Source organism: Paenibacillus sp. XY044, assembly GCF_002257645.1.
In the GTDB taxonomy this organism is placed as follows: Bacteria; Bacillota; Bacilli; order Paenibacillales; family Paenibacillaceae; genus Paenibacillus_AQ.
The window spans coordinates 740,742-761,292 of the sequence record NZ_NQMO01000002.1; the positions used below are offsets into that span (position 1 = coordinate 740,742).

Genomic DNA, 20,551 nt, shown 5'->3' on the forward strand with positions numbered 1-20,551 from the left:
CGCCCCTCCCTTTCTCATCATTTATTGTGAATTAGTTAGTTCCTTGACCATTAGCACATGAGGTATACCGTCTTCCATAAACTCCTCAGAAGAAGTCCGGTATCCAAGTTTTTTATAGAACCCTTCCGCCTGGCTTTGTCCGTGTAGTTTAACCTGTTGTACTCCCTTGTCTTTAGCGATTTCTTCTAACATTGCAATGATACTTTTCCCGATTCCAAATTGACGGAAAGGCTGCAGGATGCAAATCCGCTCGAGCTTCCCGGATCCTTCGTGAATTCGTATCCTTCCCGTTCCGACGGGCTGCTCATCATAATAGGCGATAATGTGCTCACATGGTCCGCCCAGCGTATCAAACTCGTCGAATTCATCATTCAGGGGAACGCCCTGTTCCTCAACGAATACGTTCTTCCGAATGGAAAATGCCGCTTCTAATTCCTCTGGTAAATTAATTCTTTGGGTGTTCAATCGATCTCGCCCCTTTCTGGATGTATTCAATGATCGACATTCAAATTATAGGATTAATTATGTTGTAAATGCAATAAAAAGTTAATTCCTGAGGTTGAAAGCACCCACGAGGAGAAAAAAAGCCAAAAATAATGGGGCTAGAAAAATCATATTGGTCTCATGAGAATAAGGCAGTGACCATCTCAATCTTGGCTCTGCGTGCTTGTCTTTATAAGATCTTTGGCCTGCTGCCTGCCCGCCGATAGAAGACTGTCACTCAGCTCGGTATCGCTTACGGATCGCGCCAGTACAATCGTGCCGACCATGAGGCTCAGCAAGGCTTTGCCCGTCAATGGATCGATTTGTGCCAGGTCGGAGATAAAGTCAATCATGTGCTGCAGCTCCTCGGTGAAAACTTGGCGCACCTCTTCGGACAACCGGGATACTTCACCGGAAAGGGCGGGGATAATACATCCCACCTCGGTTTGGTCGCGATGCTGCGGACTCAAATAAAAATGAATGACCGCGTTGATCTTGGGTACTTCCTTCTCCTGGTCCGCCGCCTTCTGCAGCAGTGCAATGGTTTCGCTGATGGCAAAGCGGCAAGTTTCCGCGACCAATTGCTCTTTATTGTCAAAATGTGAATAGAATCCCCCGTGCGTCAGACCGGCGCCTTTCATAATGAAGGGAACGCTGATGTCGCGTACCCCGCTGGCTCGGATGGCTTTGGCTGCACTTTCAATGATACGGCCTCGAACCTTTATTTTATGACCTTCCGGATAAGGCAACACTATCACTCCTGCTCACAAAAAGATGTTTTGAAATATTATAGGTATCATAATAAAACATGTCAATTTTCTTCGTGCATTCGTTTGTTTTACGGCAAAAAAAGTAGGGATATTGACTGTTTTTAAATATGATGATTATAATATATTATGTTCATCATATTTTGACTTGGAGGTGCAAGGTTATGATCGACCTTAAACCGGTTGACACCCTGGTCATTGGATCAGGTCCAGGAGGTTATGCAGCGGCGCTTCGATCAGCACAGCTTGGAATGACAACGGCTATCGTCGAGCGCAGCCGGATCGGCGGAGTGTGCACCCATGTAGGCTGCATTCCTTCCAAAGCGTTGATTGGGGAAGCGCATCGCTTCAAACTGCACAAGCAATGGAATCACACGGTTGCTGCTGATTCCTTCGACGATGCTCAGGCCTACAAGGAAGCCGTCGTGAATAAACAGGCCGGTGGAGTCCAATATTTGTTGAAAACGGCCGGAGTGATGATTCTGGAGGGAGAGGCCAGCTTGATCGACGAGCACACGGCTTCCATTCAGCAAGCGGGAGCCGAACAAAGGATTTCTTTTAAAAACGCCATATTGGCAACGGGTTCTCGTCCGATTGAACTGAAGGCTTTGCCCTACGGCGGACGCATTATGTCTTCCACAGAAGCCTTATCCCTTTCACAAATTCCAAAGAGCTTGGCAGTTATCGGCGGCGGTTACATTGGCGTTGAACTGGGGCAAATGTATGCCAAATTCGGAACCAAGGTGACGATTCTGGAGGGAGGAGGACAAGTGCTGCCCGGATTTGAGGCGGATCTTGCGGCTCCAGTTGTACGGCAGTTAAATGAAGACGGTATAACCATCATTACGGAAGCCATAGCCGTAAATGCAGAACAGGATGCAAGTGGGCTGACACTCCACTATGTGACCCAAGGTGAGCAGCATGCGGTTAGAGCAGAATATGCGTTAGTGACTGTAGGAAGAAGACCGAATACGGACGGCGGATTAGGGCTTGAGAACATCGGCTTGCAGGCAACGGGCAAAGGGCTGATCGAAACGGACGTACAGTGCAGAACGGCGGTTCCGCATATATTCGCGATCGGTGACATTACGGCAGGTCCGGCTCTGGCCCATAAAGCTTCCTATGAAGCTAAAGTTGCGGCAGAAGCCATCGCCGGCAAACCTTCTATCGTGGATTACAGAGCCATGCCGCTAGTTGTATTTTCCGAACCGGAGTTGGCCAGCGTTGGTCTAACGGAGACAGCTTGCAAGGAACAAGGAATCCCGGTTATCGTAGGCAAATCCTCCTTTAGCATTAACGGCAGAGCCTTGGCGCTGAAAGAAGTGTCAGGATTTGTGAAAATTATCGCGGATCAAGCGTCGGGAATCGTTAAAGGAGCGCAGATCGTTGGCATAGAGGCGTCAACCCTCATATCGGAGCTTGCCTTGGCGATCGAGATGGGAGCAACCGTGGAGGATTTGGCGATGACGATTCATCCCCATCCTACGTTAGGGGAAGTGATTATGGAGGCCGCCGAGAACGCGGTGAGAAAAATGAGGATTGCAAAATAAATGCGGGTTTTTACCCGGAAAGAAAAGCCGTTTGCTTGAGCAAACGGCATCCATGACGGCGATTCATTTATCAGTTCATCATGTCTTTCTCTGTCTTCATCTTGTTCATCTCGGTTAAAGTCATATCATTGCACTGCCTGATGAAGTTCAATATCAGCTGCAGTTCCTGTTCCGTATACTGCGAGACGATCCCGAGCGTCGACTGCATAATCGATTGAAACAAGGGGGAGATGGACGCCGACCCTTCCGGCACCGGTTTGACGACGACGCGTCTGCGATCGTTCGGATCTTTATCCCTGATGACGTAACCGGCCTGTTCCAGCCGGTCGATGACACTGGTCACGGCACCGGTAGTAAGACCGGTTAACTGGGCCAACTGGCCGGCCGTGACAGGTCCGGCCTGATTCAAGTAATCCAGGCATTTGTGATCGGTGGCGTTTAGACCCAATCGTTCCGAGATCAGCTGATGGAACATGACGGCGCGCGTACTGTTCTGACGCAGCTCGTGCACTAACTCCTGCTGTAAGGACGAGAGATCGGGTGAAAAACGGTCATTTCCTTGTGACATCATGAATCCTCCGCGTGTGCAAATTATATCTTTTCTCGTTAAGATAAACATTATATTAAGATGATTGGCCGATCAAGATGTATTTACCCTCCATGATCAAATTAAGGCATCTGTTCAACCCAATCGTCACCTTACGGAAAAGACGGCTTCTGCGCGAAGTAAGATGAGGATGGAAACAAAACGAAGGACCTGCAAAAAAGCAGAGAACCCTTGAATATCAAGGGCTCTCTGCTCTGTTGTTTAATAGATGCGATATTTTCCGCTTAGCGCCAGCAAGCTGAAGAAATAAAGGCAATTGTCGTAATACCTACGAATGCCGGTTCTGAGCGGAGTGTTCCAGAATTTGTGAATGAAGGGGAGCGCATCTTCACCGTCCGCGGCCAACGAGGCCATCGCATTGGTGGCCAACAGCCCGATGGGATGCAAGGCAGCCTCATCGAAAGGGCTCCCGTCGATGCGGTATCTTCGATATTCGGACGGATCCATTCCCCGGAAGAACCGCTGAATCCGGTTCGATTGCCCAACCTGCCATGAATCCTTGCGGAACCACTCCCAATCGAGGGCGATGTTGGCCGCCACACGGTACGCGTCGCTGTAAAAGTGGCGGAAATCACCATGGGGCTGCGGTTCGGCCGGTGTGCCGTCGTAGTTCGCATATTCCGGGGATAGTCCTGTAACAGGGTGACAGGCCAGATGCAGATAAGCTCGGCTGGCTTCCGCAGCTTCATTCCAGAAAGACCGGTCCCGTTCGTCGGCACGCTGAGCGAACAGCTCGTAGAAGTGGGGGAGATGGTAGGAAGGATCGCTGAAGGGAGACTCCGGAATGAACTTGATCAGCTTGGTTGCAGGGTCCCACATCGGGTCTCCTCTTGATCCCGGTCTTGATGAACGCAAGCGCGAAGAATCGTCTTTGCCTGCTCGGAGTAATCATACGGCGGCTGTCCGTCGCCCCACCGGCTTGAAGCAAAGAACAGGGCCATCGCGAAGTATTCTTCCCCGTCAGGAGCGGGCCCAGAAGACAGGCGGGTGCCGTCCGGCTTGCAGTGCCAGGCGAAATAATCCTTGTAACGTCCTTCCTTATGCTGCATATAAGACTTGGAATAATTCCAGAGCCGGTCGAAGATGTCTTTCTTATCCATCTGAACGGCCATCATCATGCCGTATGACATCCCCTCGGTACGTACGTCCGTGTTACCTGTGTCCAGAACATATCCTTTATCCTCGCCAAGAGGGAAGTAGATACGAACCTCAGGTGCACCGTCAAACAAGTCGTTCCACGCCTGTTCAAGTCTGGCGTCGATTTCCTCTTGCGAATAACCCGCTTCAAGGAATACATTACGGTAATTGCCGGTATAGAATGCTCCTTGCATCGTTAGAGCCATGGTCAACCTCCAGCTGTCATTTTGAGTTTATCGTAACATAATGGGCACTCTCGAAATTAAAGCGTTTACCCTTCAAATTATAGATGTTTAGCTTCTGGTGTAAAAATAATACTTTACTGATCGTTCCCAAAATGTTATGATCAATCCGTAAAGAAGATGACTTACGGATTGTTTATTAGAATGTTAGTTCTCAAAAATGGTGAGGGATATTTAAGTCACGGGAGTGATGAGCGGAGCGGAGACATCGGCGTTTCTTTACTGATCATTCCCTGAATGATAAGATGACAGAAGGGGGTGTGCGAATTGGCCAGAAGCAAAGAATTTGAAGAAAGCGCGGTTCTGGAGAAAGCGATGAAGCTGTTCTGGGAGCAGGGATACGAGAAGACTTCCATGAACGACCTCGTTGAGCATATGGGCATTCACCGCAGGAGCCTGTACGATACGTTCACTGATAAGCATACGTTGTTTCTGAAAGCGATCGACCGTTTTGGGGAGCGGATCAACGCCAGACTGTCAACAGGGGTTAAGCAATCGGAGACGGCCGAACAGGCGCTGGCGTTTGTTTTCCATTACATGATTCATGGAGATGAAGGCGTGCCGCCCGGCTGCATGCTGGTGAACTCGGCCGTGGAGCTCGGGATCCGTGATGAAGAGGTGGATGCGAAGGCAACGGAAGCCTTTGGCAAAGCTGAGCAGCTGCTGAAGGAAATCGTGTTTTGGGGCCAGCAGAACGGTGAGTTTACAAGGGAATATGAAGCGGAGGAATTGGCCGAATATCTTCATAACGCTCTAGTGGGAATTCGAGTAATGAAGCGGACGTCCCTTTCCCTGGAAAAATTGGAGCGGGTTGCTGACGTATCGATACGCTTTGTCAAAATATAAAAAAACATATTATTTTTTTTTAATCATTTTAGAATGATCGTTCTCATAATGGCAGGGATAGGACATTTTCAATGTTCATAACTGGGTGCACATTTAATAGAATGGAAATTCCCAAAAAAGACGGAGGAAATGAAGATGAATAGCAAAATTGCACTTGTAACGGGAGCCGGCAAAGGAATCGGATTTGAGGTGGCCAAACAATTGGGGCTGCAAGGAATTACGGTATTAACGGCAGCCCGGACGAAGGAAGCGGCGGATCAGGCGGCGTCAGAGCTCCGCCAGCAGGGGATTGAAGCGGTTGGCGTTCAGCTGGAGGTGACGAATGAAGCCCATATTGCGGAACTCGCGAAGTGGATTCAAACGGAATACGGCCGGCTCGATATTTTGATCAACAATGCAGGGGTTTCGTTGGAGAAACCAGGATATGAAGGTGATGCTTTCAGGGATACCTTTGAAGTCAACACGTTTGCGCCTTATTTTATAACCGAAGCACTGATGCCATTGCTGCTGAAAAGCGAGGCGGGGCGGATCGTGAACCAAAGCAGCGCGCTCGGCTCGATTCAATTCATACTGTCGAACGAACTGGCGCAGCGCATCGCGACGCCGGCCTATGCGGCCTCGAAAGCGGCGCTGAACATGCTGACGGCCTATTGGGCGCAAAAAACGAGCGGGACGAACCTGAAAGTAAACTCGGTGCATCCCGGTTTGGTAAAGACCCGCATGGGCGGTGACAAGGCGGAGCTGTCGCCCCAAGAAGGCGCGGTTACGGCCGTTCGGCTGGCTACGCTGCCTGAAGATGGCCCGACGGGCGGATTTTTCTACATGGATGACACGCTTCCTTGGTAAATTCCGCCATATCCCGGCAAAAGCCCTTGAATATCAAGGGCTTTTGCTCGTTATTTCGTATTTTTTCTTTGCATATGACATTACATGTCATATAATCAAAGGATACTTAGAATAAGTGGAGGGACATAAAATGGCTTCGAAAATCAGAATTGGAATTGTCGGCTATGGTAACCTTGGGCGTGGCGTTCAGCAATCGATCGCGCAGAACGAAGATATGGAATTGGTGGCAGTATTCACGCGGCGTGACCCATCGCAGATGCCGGCCGAAGCGGGAGTCAAATTTGAGCATGTATCGACGGTAGAGCAATATAAGGGCTCGATCGATGTAATGATCCTGTGCGGCGGATCCGCAACCGATCTTCCCGAGCAAACGCCGGCCATTGCCGCCCAGTTTAACACCGTGGACAGCTTTGATACGCATGCCAAAATCCCTGAGTTTTTTGCAAGCGTGGATGCGGCAGCTAAAAACGGACAAACGGTCAGCGTCATTTCCACCGGTTGGGATCCGGGCTTGTTCTCTATGAACAGACTGCTCGCCGAGTCTATCCTTCCACAGGGCAAGGAATACACTTTCTGGGGCAAAGGCGTCAGTCAGGGGCATTCGGATGCCATTCGCCGCGTTCCAGGCGTCAAAGCAGGGGTGCAGTATACGGTGCCGGTACAAAGCGTCATTGAACAAATTCGCAGCGGTGAAACGCCGGAACTGGCAACCCGCGAGAAACACGAGCGGATTTGCTACGTCGTTGCCGAAGACGGTGCGGATCGTGCCGAGATCGAAAAGACCATCGTGAACATGCCTAACTATTTTTCGGACTATGACACAACGGTTCATTTCATTACGGAAGAAGAGCTGAAATCCGAGCACAGCGGCATGCCGCACGGCGGATTTGTGATCCGGAGCGGAGTGACCGGAAAAGGAACCAAGCAAATCGTTGAATTCAGCTTGAAGCTGGAGAGCAATCCGGAATTCACCGCGAGTGTATTAACCGCGTACGCAAGAGCAGCCGTTCGATTGGCGAAAGAAGGAGCGGTAGGCGCCAAAACCGTTTTTGACATCCCGCTCGGTTACTTATCCGCGAAGAGCGATGCGGAGCTGCGCCAACAATTGCTGTAATTTTGACACCCGATAAATGCATTTAATCGACTTAAAAAACATTTTTTATTGGAAAAAACCCTAGAACCTGCATTAGAATTTAGTGAAGCGCAGCGTTATAGTGCAAAAAAATGTGCGAATTGTGCAAAAGGGGTTGGGTTATGAAGAGTGTAATGGACGCCAAAGGTTTAGATACAGCCGAAAAGTATGTTAACGATGTGTATAATTTAGTCGTTTCCCGGAATCCTTCCGAGGATGAGTTCCACCAAGCGGTCAAGGAAATCTTCGACTCGTTGGTACCTGTTCTTGCCAAACATCCGGAATACATGGAACAAGGTATTTTAGAGCGCATGGTCGAACCCGAGCGTCTCGTTATGTTCCGCGTGCCTTGGGTGGACGATAACCACAAGATTCAGGTCAACCGCGGTTTTCGGGTACAATTCAACAGTGCACTCGGTCCATATAAGGGAGGACTCCGGTTCCATCCTTCCGTCAATGCAAGCATCATTAAATTTTTAGGTTTTGAACAAATTTTGAAAAATGCATTAACCGGACAGCCGATCGGCGGAGGTAAGGGCGGCTCCGATTTTGATCCGAAGGGCAAGTCGGACCAGGAAATTATGCGTTTTACCCAAAGCTTCATGACGGAGCTGTATAAGTATATCGGTCCTGATGCGGACGTCCCTGCCGGCGACATCGGCGTGGGGGCCCGGGAGATCGGGTACATGTTCGGGCAGTATAAGCGCATCCGGGGCAACGAAGCCGGTGTGCTTACCGGTAAAGGCATCGGATATGGCGGAAGCTTGGCACGTACGGAGGCGACCGGTTACGGATGCGTGTATTTCGTGGATGAAATGCTGAAAGACAACGATCTGTCCTTTGAGGGAAGCAAGGTCGTCGTATCCGGTTCCGGTAACGTATCCATCTACGCGATGCGCAAAGCGAAGGAACTCGGCGCTACGGTCGTTGCGTGCAGCGATTCCAACGGCTATATCTATGACGAAAAGGGACTGGACATCGATACGGTTCAGCGGCTGAAAGAAGTAGAGCGGAAACGGATTAAAGACTACCTCAATGATCATCCGGATGCCGTATATGTCGAAGGCTGCCGTGACATTTGGACGGTTCCATGCGATATCGCGCTGCCTTGTGCCACGCAAAATGAAATCGATGAGGAATCGGCCGCCTTGCTCGTCAAAAACGGCGTGAAGGCGATCGGTGAGGGAGCAAACATGCCGTCTACCCTTGAGGCGATCGAATGTTTCCAGAAGAACGGTGTCCTGTTTGCACCGGCCAAAGCAGCGAACGCGGGCGGCGTTGCCGTGTCTGCTTTGGAGATGGCCCAAAACAGCATGAGAATGTCCTGGAGCTTTGAAGAAGTTGACGCAAAGCTGAATGACATCATGAAAAATATTTACTCGAGCTGCGTTCAGGCAGCCGATGAATACGGATACCAAGGAAATCTCGTCGTAGGCGCCAATGCTGCCGGATTCCGGAAAGTAGCGGACGCCATGATTTCGCAGGGGATCGTATAAAACCTCCCCGTAGCTTGGTGATTCGAAAGTAAAGAACTCATATAACTATAAAAACCACTGATAAGTATGGGATGCCCATCGATCAGTGGTTTTTTTACATCGGTCATGTTCATGAGCCTGCCGCAACCCCCTTGGTCTCGATCACCGGCAAGGTAAAATAAAACTCGGCACCCGTTCCCGGGCGGCTCAGTACCCCTATACGACCACCATGCGCTTCTACGATTTGTTTGCAAATGGCCAGCCCTAATCCAGCGCCTCCGTACGCCCGGGAACGCGACTTTTCTCCCCGGTAAAACCGTTCGAACAAATAAGGAATGTCCTCTGCGGAAATGCCCATTCCGTTGTCTTTGATGGCAATACGGACCCACTCGCCTTCGGCTTTGGCCGATATCGTAATTTCAGTGCCCTTTCCGGCGTAATGCTTTGCATTTTCAATCATATTATCAAACACCTGCATTATACGTCCGGCATCGACCGCAACCGGCACGGAGGGGAGGGGACGCACCGCGGTTAACAGCACCGATGGGTTCTGAAGCTCGGCCTCGTAAGGCGCCACGATCGTTTCGAGCAGCTCGCGGCTGTCCATTTCCCGGAGGTCCATGACCCAATGCCCCGATTCCAGCTGAGCGAATTGAAACAGGTCTTCAATCATCCGGTCAAGCTGGTCGGTTTTGTTACGGATCACGGCAAGATACTTGTCCATCTTCTTCTCGTCGCGGGCGATACCATCCTGCAAGCCTTCGACGTATCCACGGATGGATGTAATCGGTGTCCGTAAATCGTGGGAGATGCTCGCGATCAGCTCATTGCGGGAACGTTCGTAGGCGGCTTGCCGATCCAAGGATTCTTTTAACCGGACACGCATGGCATCGAAGGCGGAGCTGAAGCGGCCCATCTCGTCATGGTTCCGATTTCGGATTACGAAGTCCAAATTGCCGTTCATAATTTGTTCCGCCGCGGCATTCAGTTCCTTAAGGGGCATGAGAATACGTCTCGCGATGACCCGGGCCAAAATCATAGCGCATAGAACAAACGCCAACGCGAGAAAACCGAGCACGAACATGAAGTTCACGCTGATAGCCCTATCGACAGGAACGGTATACTTCACACGAACGCCGGATATGCCCATCAAAACGACTGGAATGATGACGATCCCGGTTAACGAAGCGATCAGCTTGAAGCGGATTCCGATCTTCATCGTAAGCCACCGTCGAACTTGTATCCGACTCCCCACACCGTTTTAATATAGGCCGGATTAGCAGGGGAGAGCTCGATTTTTTCCCGGATCTTTTGAATATGTACCGTGACGGTATTCAAATCTCCGCGTTCGCCAAACCCCCATACATGCTGAAAAATCTGTTCGCGGGTCAATACCTGATTCGGATGAAGGGCAAAGAAGCGGAGAACCTCGAATTCCTTGGCCGAGCAGTGAACCGGCTGGTTCCGGACCGTCACTTCGTAAGCTTTGAGGTGAAGCTCTAAATCTTTATAACGGATCATATCGGCCGGCTCCGCAACAGTTGAGAGCTGATTGACCCTCCTAAGCTGCGCTTTGACCCTCGCGATCACCTCACCAGGGCTGAAGGGCTTGACCACATAGTCGTCCGCACCGAGTCCCAGTCCGAGGATTTTATCGACATCGCTTTTTTTCGCGCTAAGCATAATGATTGGTATCGGCGACTCCGAGCGGATCGTTCGGCACACTTCCATCCCATTCAGCTGCGGCAGCATAATATCCAAAATCATCAACTGCGGACGATATTCCCTGAACAAGCGGACGGCCTCTTGTCCGTCACCAGCGACAATCACCTCGAAGTGCTCTTCTTCGAGATAGTCTTTGAGCAATTCGGCGATTTCAATCTCATCTTCCACGATCAAGATCCTGTCAAACTGCACGGGTTCACCCCATTTATATCAAAATATCTTTCTTCCTCAGTATCATAACACTGCCTGCGTATAAGACAACAATATAGGCGAGAATGATGGCCGAACCTGACCCTAACTCCGCCGCAGCCGTATGATGCAAGGGGTGAAAGGGAAAAACCCGCATTTGGTAGCCGATGAACAGCTTCCTGATCTGAGGGACTCCCTCGATTAGCGGGGAAACCGCTATAAGCACTAGAGCCGTTCCGATGGAGGCGCCCGTATTCATCGTCAGCAGGGCCACAAACATAACGACCAATCCGAAGGCCAAATTGGGAAGCAAAGACATCAAAAAGGTCTGGCCAACAAGCCTCATTCCTTCCATGGACGGATATGCGGTACCTTCGGCAAACGTGCGGTCCCCCCAGCCAAAAGCAAGCGTCCCCGTCATATAGGAGGAGAGGATCAGAAAGAGTAGCAGCATGGCCGCAACGATGAGCAGCGATGCGATTTTGGCATGAAGCAGGTCCATCCTGCGGATCGGGCAGAGAAGAATCTTTTTCAACGTGCCGCTGCGGTATTCCTCCGCAATGGAATCGGCCGCCATAACCGCAATGAATACTGGGATAAAAAGCGAACTGCCGTTCAGGACGAGTAGTGGAAACGACTGGCCATTCGGCCCCATGCCGGTGTAACCAGCTGCTTCCCAATGGAATTGAAACAAGGCCGAGATTTCCACTGCCGTTAGTATAAGCATGAACATATACAGCTTTTTCTGCCTGAATACTTTGAATAGTTCGCATCGGATGAGCTGGTTCAAGAAGAGCCCCCCCTATAGGATGAAGTCCTTTTTCTTCATGATCATTGCGCTAACAGCGTAGAAAACGGCAATGTATGCTGCAACCACCGCGATGTTTTGAAGCAAGGCGCCCCAATTTGCCTGATGAACATATTCATGAAAAAAGTACATTTGGTTCACGATGGAATAAGGCTTGATCGTCTCGAAAGCACTGAGGTATTGCGCGGCGGTCAGGACCCCGATGGATAGCCCGATCGTTGTGCTGATGTTCGCCGCGGATACGGCGATGAAGACGACAATCAATCCGCAAGCCATGTACGGAAGCAGCATGGAGAAGGTCAGGCGAAGCGTAAGCCATACGCCTTCCGTCTGCGCATACAGCGATCCGGCATAGAGCGTCCGTTCCCCCCAACCGAATGCAAGCGTTCCGATCACGTATTCCGCTGCGACGGAGAAAGCAAGCAGCACCGTAATAAATACGAATAACGAAGCGATTTTGGCGTTGAGCCATTCGATTCGCCGTACCGGGCGCAGTAACGACAACTTAAGCGTGCCGGTTTTCACTTCGCCCGTGATCAGATCGGCTACATAAATAGGAATAAATACGGTCATGAATTGGGCCATGCTGTTGATCAGCGTTAGCGGGAGGGACTGCCCGTTAGCCATGACAATGACCGATTTCCACTCCCCGCCGATGGTATAGAAATGGACGGTTAACCAAGCATGAATGGCCAGGATCGCCATGAAAATATAAAGTTTCTTTAGTCGGAACGTTTTGTACAGCTCATTTTGCATCAGTCTGATCATTGCCCGCCGTCTCCTTCCGTGATGTCGAAAAAGAATTGTTCAAGCGTCCGGGGACGGCAGCTAATGGATCGAATGGTCACGCCGCTCGCCACGAGCAGCTGATTCAGCTTGTAGGAGCAATCGCTGTCTGTTTGGACGACGAGTTTGCCTTGGGAGCGGGAGACGGAAATGACCTCAGGGACGGTTGTTACAAGCTGTTCCGCTTTGTCCGGTTCCGGCGTGACGATTTCAACGGTTTCTGGGCCCGCAGCGAGGAGCTGGCCGACCTCAACCTCAGCGATCAGCTTCCCTTTCCGGATGACGCCTGCCCTGTTGCATATTTGTTCGACTTCATGGAGCAAATGGCTTGAAATGAGAAAAGAGATATTCTGCTCTGCTGCAAGCTGTGCGATCAGTTCCTTGATTTCCTTCATTCCTTGCGGGTCCAGTCCGTTGGTCGGTTCATCCAAAATGATCAGCTGCGGCCTGTTTAGAAGCGCGCCTGCAATACCCAAACGCTGCTTCATGCCCAGCGAATAAGAGCCGACTTTATCTTTGGCCCGGTCGGACAATCCGGCGATTTCAAGCACTTCATCCACTTTTGTCCGGGTGACGCCCGGTAAAAGGTTAGCCGTCAGCTTGAGATTGTCATATGCGGAAAGATAGGCGTAGAACGCCGGACTTTCGACAATGGCCCCTACATGGGCAATCGCGTCCTTAAAACGCGTTTTCAGATGAAAGCCGCCAATCCGGACTTCGCCGGCATCGGGATGGACGAGTCCGGTCAGCATTCGGATCGTTGTCGTTTTTCCGGAACCGTTCGTGCCGAGGAAGCCATAAATATCTCCCTTTTCGATCCGCAGATCCAGACGGTCCACAACGGTTCTGGACCCGAACGTTTTAGTCAAACCCTTTGCTTCCAGCAGTACATGATCTCCCATAGCATTCTCCTCCAATATTTCAGTGGTTCCGTTCTTCTTCAATCGTAATGGCTGAAAATAAAACACCCACTTCTGAAAAATAAAAGATGGATATGGAAATCATTAAAATTTGATAAAGTCGTCGCGGCTTTGGCACCAAATAAGAAAAAGCCCTTGGGTTCCAAGGGCTTTCTTCAGAAATCATGATTTAAAAGGCCACAGGCAGGGCAGCCAGCCCTTGGGAGCTGAGCGTAAAGTTCCAAGGGACGTCTTCCCGGGGAATGCTCAGCCGCAGGTCGGGCAAGCGATTCAGCAGCGTCGTAAAGGCGATGTCACCTTCAATGCGGGCCAGCGGCGCTCCCAGGCACATATGGATGCCGTGGCCAAAGGCGAGGTGCCGGTTGATTTTGCGCGTAATGTCCAGCTCTTCGGACTGCTCGAACTGGCGCTCGTCCCTATTGGCCGATTTCAGCACGGGGATCACCGCATCGCCTTTCTTAATGGACTGCCCGGCGAGCACGATGTCCTCCGTGGCAAAGCGCGGTCCGGAAATGGTGGCCGGCCCGTTGAAGCGAAGCAATTCCTCAACGGCGGACGGCACCAGACTCGGCTCGGCCTTGAGTCGCTCCAGCTGCTCCGGATGATCCAGCAGCATCAGGCTGCCGGTGGCGATCAGGTTTGAGGTGGTTTCGTGGCCGGCGAAAATGAGCAGGGTGATCATCGACACGAGCTCGGTTTCCGTGAGCCGATCTCCTTCCTCTTCGATCGCGATCAGCTGGCTGATAAGGTCGTCCGCAGGCTGCTGCCGTTTGGAAGCCACCAACCGGGCGGTATACTCGCCGAAGGCGCGCAGGTTCTCTTCAACGCCCGGCTCGCGTCTTCCCAGTCCAAGCCCGTGGGCGAGAGCGGCGGACCAGGTATGTATCTGCTCCCGGTCTTCCTGGGGGACGCCGAGCATTTCGGAAATGACGTTAATCGGGAGCGGGTAGGCATAGTCCTTGACGATGTCCATCTCGCCTTGCGCCTGGACCTTGTCGAGCAGTTCGTCGGCGATCTCCTGCACGCGGGGACGAAGGCTCTCCATGTATCTGGGCGAGAACGCCTTGGATACCAGGCTCCGCAGCCGCCGGTGGTCAGGGTCATCGACCGTGAGCATGGAGTGGCCGGTGAAAAAGGTGGGAGGCGCGGACGAATCCGAACCGCCGGCCAAACTCTTCCTGAAATCTTCGTTGCCGTCGATCGAGGCGGGGTCCACCGTGAAATGGGCATGGTCTTTGAGGACCTGCGTCACTTCCTCCATCCGGGTGACCATCCACGCTTGGCGATCGGGTCCGCCCATAGGAAACGGGACCGGTATGACGGCATTCATTTCCCGTATCCGGGCAAATACCGGAAACGGATTTTCCCCGCTGGTACCGCTGAAAATATTCAGCGCTTCCGGGGTAATGGGATCTGACGGATTCATAATTAAACCATCCTTTCACAAGTTGAGTACTTTGGCCTTGCTGCACAGGACGGAGCTTCCTTAGGTATGATCAAATGGTTGAAATAAGCTGTGATTTCAGGTAGGGTAACGGCATAGCTCATCCCAAAAATGCTTGGAGTACGATGTTCGCGCTGATCTGTTCGGATTTTGCATTGTGGATTGCGCTTAAATTCAATATAATGTCACTGAGTGACAAAAGTCAATGAAGGAAGAGTTTGAGATGAATCCTAAAGAAAACATACATCCCATAGAAGCGCCTGCTGGCCTGCGTGAACGAAAGAAGCGTCTGGCCCAAGCGGCGATCGAAGAAGCGGCGCTCCGGCTATTTCAGCAGAAGGGCTATGAGCAAACCTCAATTCAGGACATTGCCGACGCGGTAACGATGTCGTCGCGTACGTTCTTTCGGTATTATGCGTCCAAAGAGGAAGTGCTCTCGGGACCGATCCGCAGCACGCAGCTGGATGGAATCCGCTTCCTGCAGGAAGAGGCGCCCCCGGCATCACCCCATGCCGCCCTGCGTTCGGTCTTCAGCTACCTGGCCGGCCAATATCAGCAGCAGCGCCCGGGTCTTTTGCTCCGCTACCGGATTGCCGGACAAACGCCCTCCATCGCCTCGCTGTTTCTGTATACGCTGATGGAAACGGAGCCGACCCTCTGCCATGAGCTAAGCTCAAGGCTTGAATCCGCGGTGGACCGAAACGAGGTCCGTTTTTTAGTGGCAGTCTATATGGCTGCACTGCGCGTTTCCATTGAGGAATGGATGGAGCAGGAGGACGGTGCAAATCTGGTCGATATACTGTACCGCCACATGGACCGGCTTTCCTCCATGCCGGGTTGAGGTCTAGAAGTTAAACGAAAAATTCCGCGGAAATCGCGGAATTTTTTGCTGCAGTTATATGCAATAACAGGTCATCTGATGGCAAACACATCTGCAACATTAATCCTTTATGATCAGATTTAAGTTGATAACTCAACAATATGTGCTGGCATACTCCCATTTTAGAGGAGGAGATCGCTTGAATTTGGATTCTACGCTCGATACTTCGGTAAAACCATTCAGGATTGATGTTCCCCAAGCCGCGCTCGATGACCTGCAGGAGCGTTTGAGCCGATCCCGCTGGCCGGACGAAATCCCGGGAACGGCAGGAAAATACGGCGCGGGACTGGATGACATCCGGGGTTTAACGGATCATTGGCAAAACGGTTACGATTGGCGCGCTCATGAGGAGCGGATCAACCGCTATCCGCAGTACATGACCACCATTGACGGAGCCTCCATTCATTTTCTGCATGTCCGTTCTCCCGAGCCGGATGCGTTCCCGCTCATTCTTACGCACGGGTGGCCCGGCTCCTTCGTCGAATTTCTGGACATCATCGGCCCTCTAACCGATCCCAAGGCTTACGGCGGAAATCCGGAGGACGCCTTTCATGTGGTTATACCGTCCATTCCTGGATACGGCTTTTCCGGGCCGACGACGGAAACCGGCTGGAACGTCCCGCGGATCGCGCGTGCCTGGGCGGAATTGATGAAGCGGCTTGGCTACGAGCGGTACGGGGCGCAGGGCGGCGATTGGGGTTCGAATATTTCCCGGACGCTGGCAGACGTGGATCCGGAGCATGCCTGCGCCGTGCATCTCAACTATCTGCCCTGGATGCCGAAGGAGGAACTGGATGAACCTAGCGCAGAGGAGGGACGCAGAATCGCCAAAATGAAAGCCTACGTTGCCCAGCCAGCGGGGCATACGGGCATCCAGGGCTCACGTCCGATGACGCTGGCCTATGCGCTGAACGACTCGCCCGTCGGGCAATTGGCCTGGATCGCAGACAAATTTGCCGATTGGACGGATCCCCGGTTCCCGGTCACGGCCGACCAGCTGCTGACCAACGTCATGGTGTACTGGCTGACGGGCACCTCGGGTTCCGCCGCGCGGCTGTACTACGAAAATGCGCAGCTTAAAGGCCAGCCGATTCCTTGCCCGGCTCCCATAGGCGTCGCGGTGCTCCCATACGATCTGATCCAGCCGGTCCGCCGGATTGCCGAGCACCAGTATTCCGTCGTGCACTGGTCGGAGTTTGACCGGGGCGGCCATTTCGCTGCCATGGAGGTGCAGGATCGGCTTGCCGACGATCTGCGCTCCTTCTTCCGGCGGTTTAGGGACTAATCCCATAAACAGCAAGAAAACACCTTGAAGTCTCAAGGTGTTTTCTTTATTATCAGGCAAGTTTTCTTCTAATGTCGTTTACCAAGCGTAAGCCCGAGGGGCTTCTCCGCCGGGACCCGGGAAAATCTCGTCCAGACGCGCCAGCACGTCTTCGCTGAGCTCGAGCTCCACGACGCGGAGCGTCTGCTCGAACTGCTCCAACGTCCGCGGTCCGATGATCGGGGCCGTCATGGCCGGATGCACCAGCGTCCAGGTGAGCGCTACCGTTGCTTCGGATTCGCCCAGCTCTTTACACAGCTTCGAGAACTGCTCGAGCTGCGGGCGCAGCTTCTCAAGCCGCTCGGTCTGGCGCGCGGTCCGCGTTCCTTCCTTCGGGTTCAGGTTGCCGCCAAGCACGCCGCCGTCCAGCGGGCTCCAGGCGATCACGCCGATACCGTGCTCTTCCGCGGCAGGGAGCACTTCAAGCTCCGGCAGCCGGCAGAGCAGGCTGTATTTATGCTGCTCGGACACGAGGCCAAGCTGGCCGCGCTTCTCCGCTTCATACTGCGCTTTCACCAGGTCGCGTCCGGCAAAGTTGCTGGCGCCGACGTATCCGATTTTTCCCTGGTTCTGATGAATTTGAAAAGCGTTCCAGAGCTCATCCCAGGACACGTTCCGGTCCACATGGTGCATTTGGTAGAGCTCGATATGGTCCGTTTGCAGTCTGCGGAGCGAGCCTTCCAGGTGGCGGCGGATCTTGAATGCGGAAAGTCCTCCTTGCTCATTGGGATCGACGATGGGATGCTCCATGTTGCCGTACACTTTCGTGGCGAGCACGACTTTTTCCCGTCTTCCGCCACCCTGGGCGAACCAGCGGCCGATGATTTCCTCGGTCCATCCGCGGCGCTCGTTACCGCCGTAGACGTTGGCCGTATCGAAGAAATTGACACCTGCGTCGAGGGCTGCATCCATAATCTTGAAGGCTTCCTTCTCCTCGGTACTTGGACCAAAATTCATCGTACCGAGGCAAAGACGACTGACCTTTAATCCTGTTTTTCCCAAATAGGTATACTTCACGTTTCAATTTCCTCCTTTTCCTGGTGGATTCGGTAACATTATAATTCTTCTTTCGGTTTCTGGTAAGCACTGAAAAAAAGTATACTAAGTGAACCTCGTGTTACTTGAGCCTTTAAATCCTTTTTCTTGGTCATCCCATAAACAGGCTGTAAGCCAGATAAGCGGCCGTACCCCACATAATGATGGCGGAGAGGATGTTCAGCCATGATCGCAGCTTGCCTGTGGAATCCAGTCTACGGGCGGCTCGGCCGGCCGAAGCGAGTCCGGCAAACCAAACCCATGAGACGGTGATGCATGCCGCGCCGAACGCCAGCCTTTCCCCGCCGGCATAGTTTAAAGAGCTTGTGCCCACCACGCCGACGGTGTCCAGAATCGCATGCGGATTGAGCAGGGACACCGACACGGCAAAGGCGATTTGCTTACGCGTTGAAAAAGACCGGGAGGCCTCCCCGTTTTGGACAGCCGGTTTGCTGGTTAACGTAATGTAGCCCATGTACAGCAGGAAAGGAATCCCCAGTGAAAAAAGGACGGTCTTGATCCATGCATATTCAAGAACGACGACGGAAACGCCCATGATCGCCAGAGAAATCAGCAGCGTATCGCAAAGGGATGCGGCAGCGACAGCCGGCAGTGCCCGGGTTAAGCGGGTGTGGGCTGCGCCTTGGCTGAACACAAACAGGTTTTGGACACCGAGCGGCAGAATCAGCCCCAAGGCCAATATGAATCCGTGAAGTATGGCGTGTATCATATCATTCCTCCTGTAATGCCCCTATTTTATAGGAGGCGCCCGCTCGGATCTCCATCCAATTGGTTGGTTAAGGACCCAACCAATCTGATAAAATAAACATAACAATCAATATAGGAAGAGGATTTATGAGAGACGAAGAATGGCGTTTGGATAAATCGTCGCCGGTGCCGCTGCACAGGCAGATTTACGATGTTTTGCAGGGAAAAATCATGAACGGGGAATGGCCGGTCGGCACCAGGATCCCTCCGCAACGGGAGCTGGCCGCCCGGTTTCAAGTCAACCGCAGCACGGTGGTTTATGCGCTCGGCGAGCTCGCTGCTAATGGGCTCATCGAGTCTAAGGTTGGACAAGGAACCGTGGTAGTCAACAACACATGGAATCTGCTTGCGAAAAGTCCGGCTCCCGACTGGAACCGCTACGTTCGGGCAGGGGCTTATCCGCCCAACATCCAGTTAATCCAGCGAATCAACCAGGCCGAGGCCAGGGCGGACATGATCCGGCTTGGAACAGGGGAGCTTTCGCCCGAGCTGCTTCCTACAGCCCATATGCAGGAGGTTATCGGGAAGGGGAGCGGCGGGCGTTTGTCGCTGGGTTATTCCGAGCCGAAAGGAAGCCGGTTTCTTCGGGAGACGCTCAGCGAATATTTGCGTTCGAAGGGAATCTCCGCTTCTCCGTCATCGATTCTGATCGTGTCGGGTGCGCTGCAAGGACTGCAGCTGATATCGGTGGGTCTGCTCCAGCACGGTTCGACCGTTCTGGCGGAGAATCCGTCTTACCTGAACTCCATTCACGTGTTTCAGTCGGCGGGAATCCGCCTCGCCGGCGTTCCGATGGATCTGGAAGGGATTCGTCCGGATGCGGTGGGACCGGCCAAGCATCAGCATCAGGCGGCGCTGCTGTATACGATCCCGAGCTTCCATAATCCGACCGGACGGCTCATGTCCCGGGAGCGCCGGGAAGAGATGATGAAGGTTGCTGTCCGCGAGCGGCTGCCGGTCATCGAGGACGACGTGTACGCCGATTTGTGGCTGGACGCACCGCCGCCCCCGCCGCTGAAGGCAGCCGATACGCAGGGCCTTGTCCTCTATATGGGCAGCATGTCCAAAACGCTTGGCCCGGGACTGCGGATCGGCTGGGTGGCCGGACCGGAACCGGTCATCGAAAGGCTGGCCGACATCAAAATGCAGACGGACTACGGCGCCAGCTCACTGTCCCAATATGCCGTAGCGGAGTGGCTGAGCACGGGCCGGTATGAGCAGCATCTCATCGATATCCGGCAGAAATTGAAGCTGCGCAGAGACTTTGCCCTCTCGATCATTCGGCAGTATTTTCATGATCTGGCGGAGTGGGAGGTACCCGGAGGTGGGTTTTACATTTGGCTGCGGCTGCATCTTCCCCTCCCGGTTCACCAGCTGTTTGAGCAGGCCTTGAGAGAAGGTATCCTCTTAAACCCGGGGCAAATTTACGACCGGCATGACCGGCAGCACCTGCGCTTATCGTATGCGTATGCCTCTCTTCACGACCTGGAGCGGGGGTTGATCCGCCTGGCGGGAATAATTCGAGCCTATTTGTGATTCACCCTTGCGATCCAAACTTTTTGATCCAAACTTTTGATATCATCCTTT

19 protein-coding genes and 1 pseudogene are annotated in these 20,551 nt (G+C 52.6%); 8 read left to right on the forward strand and 12 right to left on the reverse strand.

Annotated elements, in window-relative coordinates:
- Nucleotides 1-21: 21 nt before the first annotated feature.
- Together CJP46_RS11820 and CJP46_RS11825 are read right to left on the reverse strand one after the other, a co-directional pair.
- Nucleotides 22-465 (reverse strand): GNAT family N-acetyltransferase, encoded by a 444-nt coding sequence (locus tag CJP46_RS11820; RefSeq protein WP_094595779.1) that lies wholly within the window; start codon nucleotides 463-465, stop codon nucleotides 22-24.
- 182 nt (nucleotides 466-647) lie between these two features.
- Entirely contained in the window at nucleotides 648-1,232 is a 585-nt protein-coding gene (locus tag CJP46_RS11825) for a TetR/AcrR family transcriptional regulator (RefSeq protein ID WP_094595780.1), read from the reverse strand.
- Between the two features lie 182 nt (nucleotides 1,233-1,414).
- Here CJP46_RS11825 and lpdA point away from each other — a divergent pair, with 182 nt between their 5' ends.
- On the forward strand, nucleotides 1,415-2,800 hold the full coding sequence (gene lpdA, locus CJP46_RS11830) for a dihydrolipoyl dehydrogenase (RefSeq protein ID WP_094595781.1): 1,386 nt from the start codon (nucleotides 1,415-1,417) through the stop codon (nucleotides 2,798-2,800).
- Between the two features lie 70 nt (nucleotides 2,801-2,870).
- On the opposite strand, the gene CJP46_RS11835 is transcribed toward lpdA, so the two are convergent.
- Nucleotides 2,871-3,371: a MarR family transcriptional regulator gene (locus CJP46_RS11835; protein ID WP_256992304.1), complete on the reverse strand. Its 501-nt coding sequence runs from the start codon at nucleotides 3,369-3,371 to the stop codon at nucleotides 2,871-2,873.
- Nucleotides 3,372-3,608: 237 nt separating this feature from the next.
- Nucleotides 3,609-4,750 (reverse strand): annotated as a pseudogene (locus tag CJP46_RS11840) (family 8 glycosyl hydrolase).
- Between the two features lie 303 nt (nucleotides 4,751-5,053).
- On the opposite strand from CJP46_RS11840, the gene CJP46_RS11845 reads away from it, so the two are divergent.
- From CJP46_RS11845 to gdhA, 4 genes are all read left to right on the forward strand, one after another.
- Entirely contained in the window at nucleotides 5,054-5,632 is a 579-nt protein-coding gene (locus CJP46_RS11845) for a TetR/AcrR family transcriptional regulator (protein ID WP_094595783.1), read from the forward strand.
- Nucleotides 5,633-5,767: 135 nt separating this feature from the next.
- The gene (locus tag CJP46_RS11850; protein ID WP_094595784.1) at nucleotides 5,768-6,478 is read left to right on the forward strand and encodes an SDR family oxidoreductase; all 711 of its coding nucleotides are present in this window, start codon (nucleotides 5,768-5,770) and stop codon (nucleotides 6,476-6,478) included.
- 130 nt (nucleotides 6,479-6,608) lie between these two features.
- Nucleotides 6,609-7,592, forward strand: a complete 984-nt coding sequence (locus CJP46_RS11855) for a diaminopimelate dehydrogenase (protein ID WP_094595785.1) — start codon at nucleotides 6,609-6,611, stop codon at nucleotides 7,590-7,592.
- Between the two features lie 140 nt (nucleotides 7,593-7,732).
- Nucleotides 7,733-9,106 carry an NADP-specific glutamate dehydrogenase gene (gdhA, locus tag CJP46_RS11860; RefSeq protein WP_094595786.1) on the forward strand — a complete coding sequence of 458 codons (1,374 nt, stop codon included), beginning with the start codon at nucleotides 7,733-7,735 and terminating at the stop codon, nucleotides 9,104-9,106.
- Between the two features lie 109 nt (nucleotides 9,107-9,215).
- Here gdhA and CJP46_RS11865 read toward each other — a convergent pair whose 3' ends face one another.
- The 6 genes from CJP46_RS11865 to CJP46_RS11890 all read right to left on the reverse strand — a co-directional run bounded on the left by CJP46_RS11865 (nucleotide 9,216) and on the right by CJP46_RS11890 (nucleotide 14,939).
- A complete protein-coding gene (locus CJP46_RS11865) occupies nucleotides 9,216-10,304 on the reverse strand; it encodes a sensor histidine kinase (protein ID WP_094595787.1) in 1,089 nt (362 codons plus the stop codon).
- Nucleotides 10,301-11,002: a response regulator transcription factor gene (locus CJP46_RS11870; RefSeq protein ID WP_094595788.1), complete on the reverse strand. Its 702-nt coding sequence runs from the start codon at nucleotides 11,000-11,002 to the stop codon at nucleotides 10,301-10,303. Before CJP46_RS11870 ends, CJP46_RS11865 begins: the two co-directional genes overlap by 4 nt.
- Nucleotides 11,003-11,015: 13 nt before the next feature.
- A complete protein-coding gene (locus CJP46_RS11875) occupies nucleotides 11,016-11,789 on the reverse strand; it encodes an ABC transporter permease (protein WP_094595789.1) in 774 nt (257 codons plus the stop codon).
- 12 nt (nucleotides 11,790-11,801) lie between these two features.
- A complete protein-coding gene (locus CJP46_RS11880; RefSeq protein ID WP_094595790.1) occupies nucleotides 11,802-12,575 on the reverse strand; it encodes an ABC transporter permease in 774 nt (257 codons plus the stop codon).
- Entirely contained in the window at nucleotides 12,572-13,495 is a 924-nt protein-coding gene (locus tag CJP46_RS11885; RefSeq protein ID WP_094595791.1) for an ABC transporter ATP-binding protein, read from the reverse strand. The genes CJP46_RS11880 and CJP46_RS11885 overlap by 4 nt, the downstream gene beginning before the upstream one ends.
- 187 nt (nucleotides 13,496-13,682) lie before the next feature.
- Nucleotides 13,683-14,939, reverse strand: a complete 1,257-nt coding sequence (locus CJP46_RS11890) for a cytochrome P450 family protein (protein ID WP_094595792.1) — start codon at nucleotides 14,937-14,939, stop codon at nucleotides 13,683-13,685.
- A gap of 241 nt (nucleotides 14,940-15,180) precedes the next feature.
- Between CJP46_RS11890 and CJP46_RS11895 the strand changes: the two genes are divergently transcribed.
- Complete coding sequence (locus CJP46_RS11895) at nucleotides 15,181-15,798, forward strand: TetR family transcriptional regulator (RefSeq protein WP_256992305.1); 618 nt, start codon at nucleotides 15,181-15,183, stop codon at nucleotides 15,796-15,798.
- A gap of 178 nt (nucleotides 15,799-15,976) precedes the next feature.
- The gene (locus tag CJP46_RS11900; protein ID WP_256992306.1) at nucleotides 15,977-17,122 is read left to right on the forward strand and encodes an epoxide hydrolase family protein; all 1,146 of its coding nucleotides are present in this window, start codon (nucleotides 15,977-15,979) and stop codon (nucleotides 17,120-17,122) included.
- A gap of 78 nt (nucleotides 17,123-17,200) precedes the next feature.
- Here the strand turns inward: CJP46_RS11900 and CJP46_RS11905 are convergent, their stop codons facing one another.
- On the reverse strand, nucleotides 17,201-18,178 hold the full coding sequence (locus tag CJP46_RS11905; protein WP_094595794.1) for an aldo/keto reductase: 978 nt from the start codon (nucleotides 18,176-18,178) through the stop codon (nucleotides 17,201-17,203).
- 130 nt (nucleotides 18,179-18,308) lie between these two features.
- Complete coding sequence (locus CJP46_RS11910; RefSeq protein WP_094595795.1) at nucleotides 18,309-18,926, reverse strand: LysE/ArgO family amino acid transporter; 618 nt, start codon at nucleotides 18,924-18,926, stop codon at nucleotides 18,309-18,311.
- Nucleotides 18,927-19,051: 125 nt separating this feature from the next.
- Here CJP46_RS11910 and CJP46_RS11915 point away from each other — a divergent pair, with 125 nt between their 5' ends.
- A complete protein-coding gene (locus CJP46_RS11915; protein ID WP_094595796.1) occupies nucleotides 19,052-20,500 on the forward strand; it encodes an aminotransferase-like domain-containing protein in 1,449 nt (482 codons plus the stop codon).
- Nucleotides 20,501-20,551 lie beyond the last annotated feature (51 nt).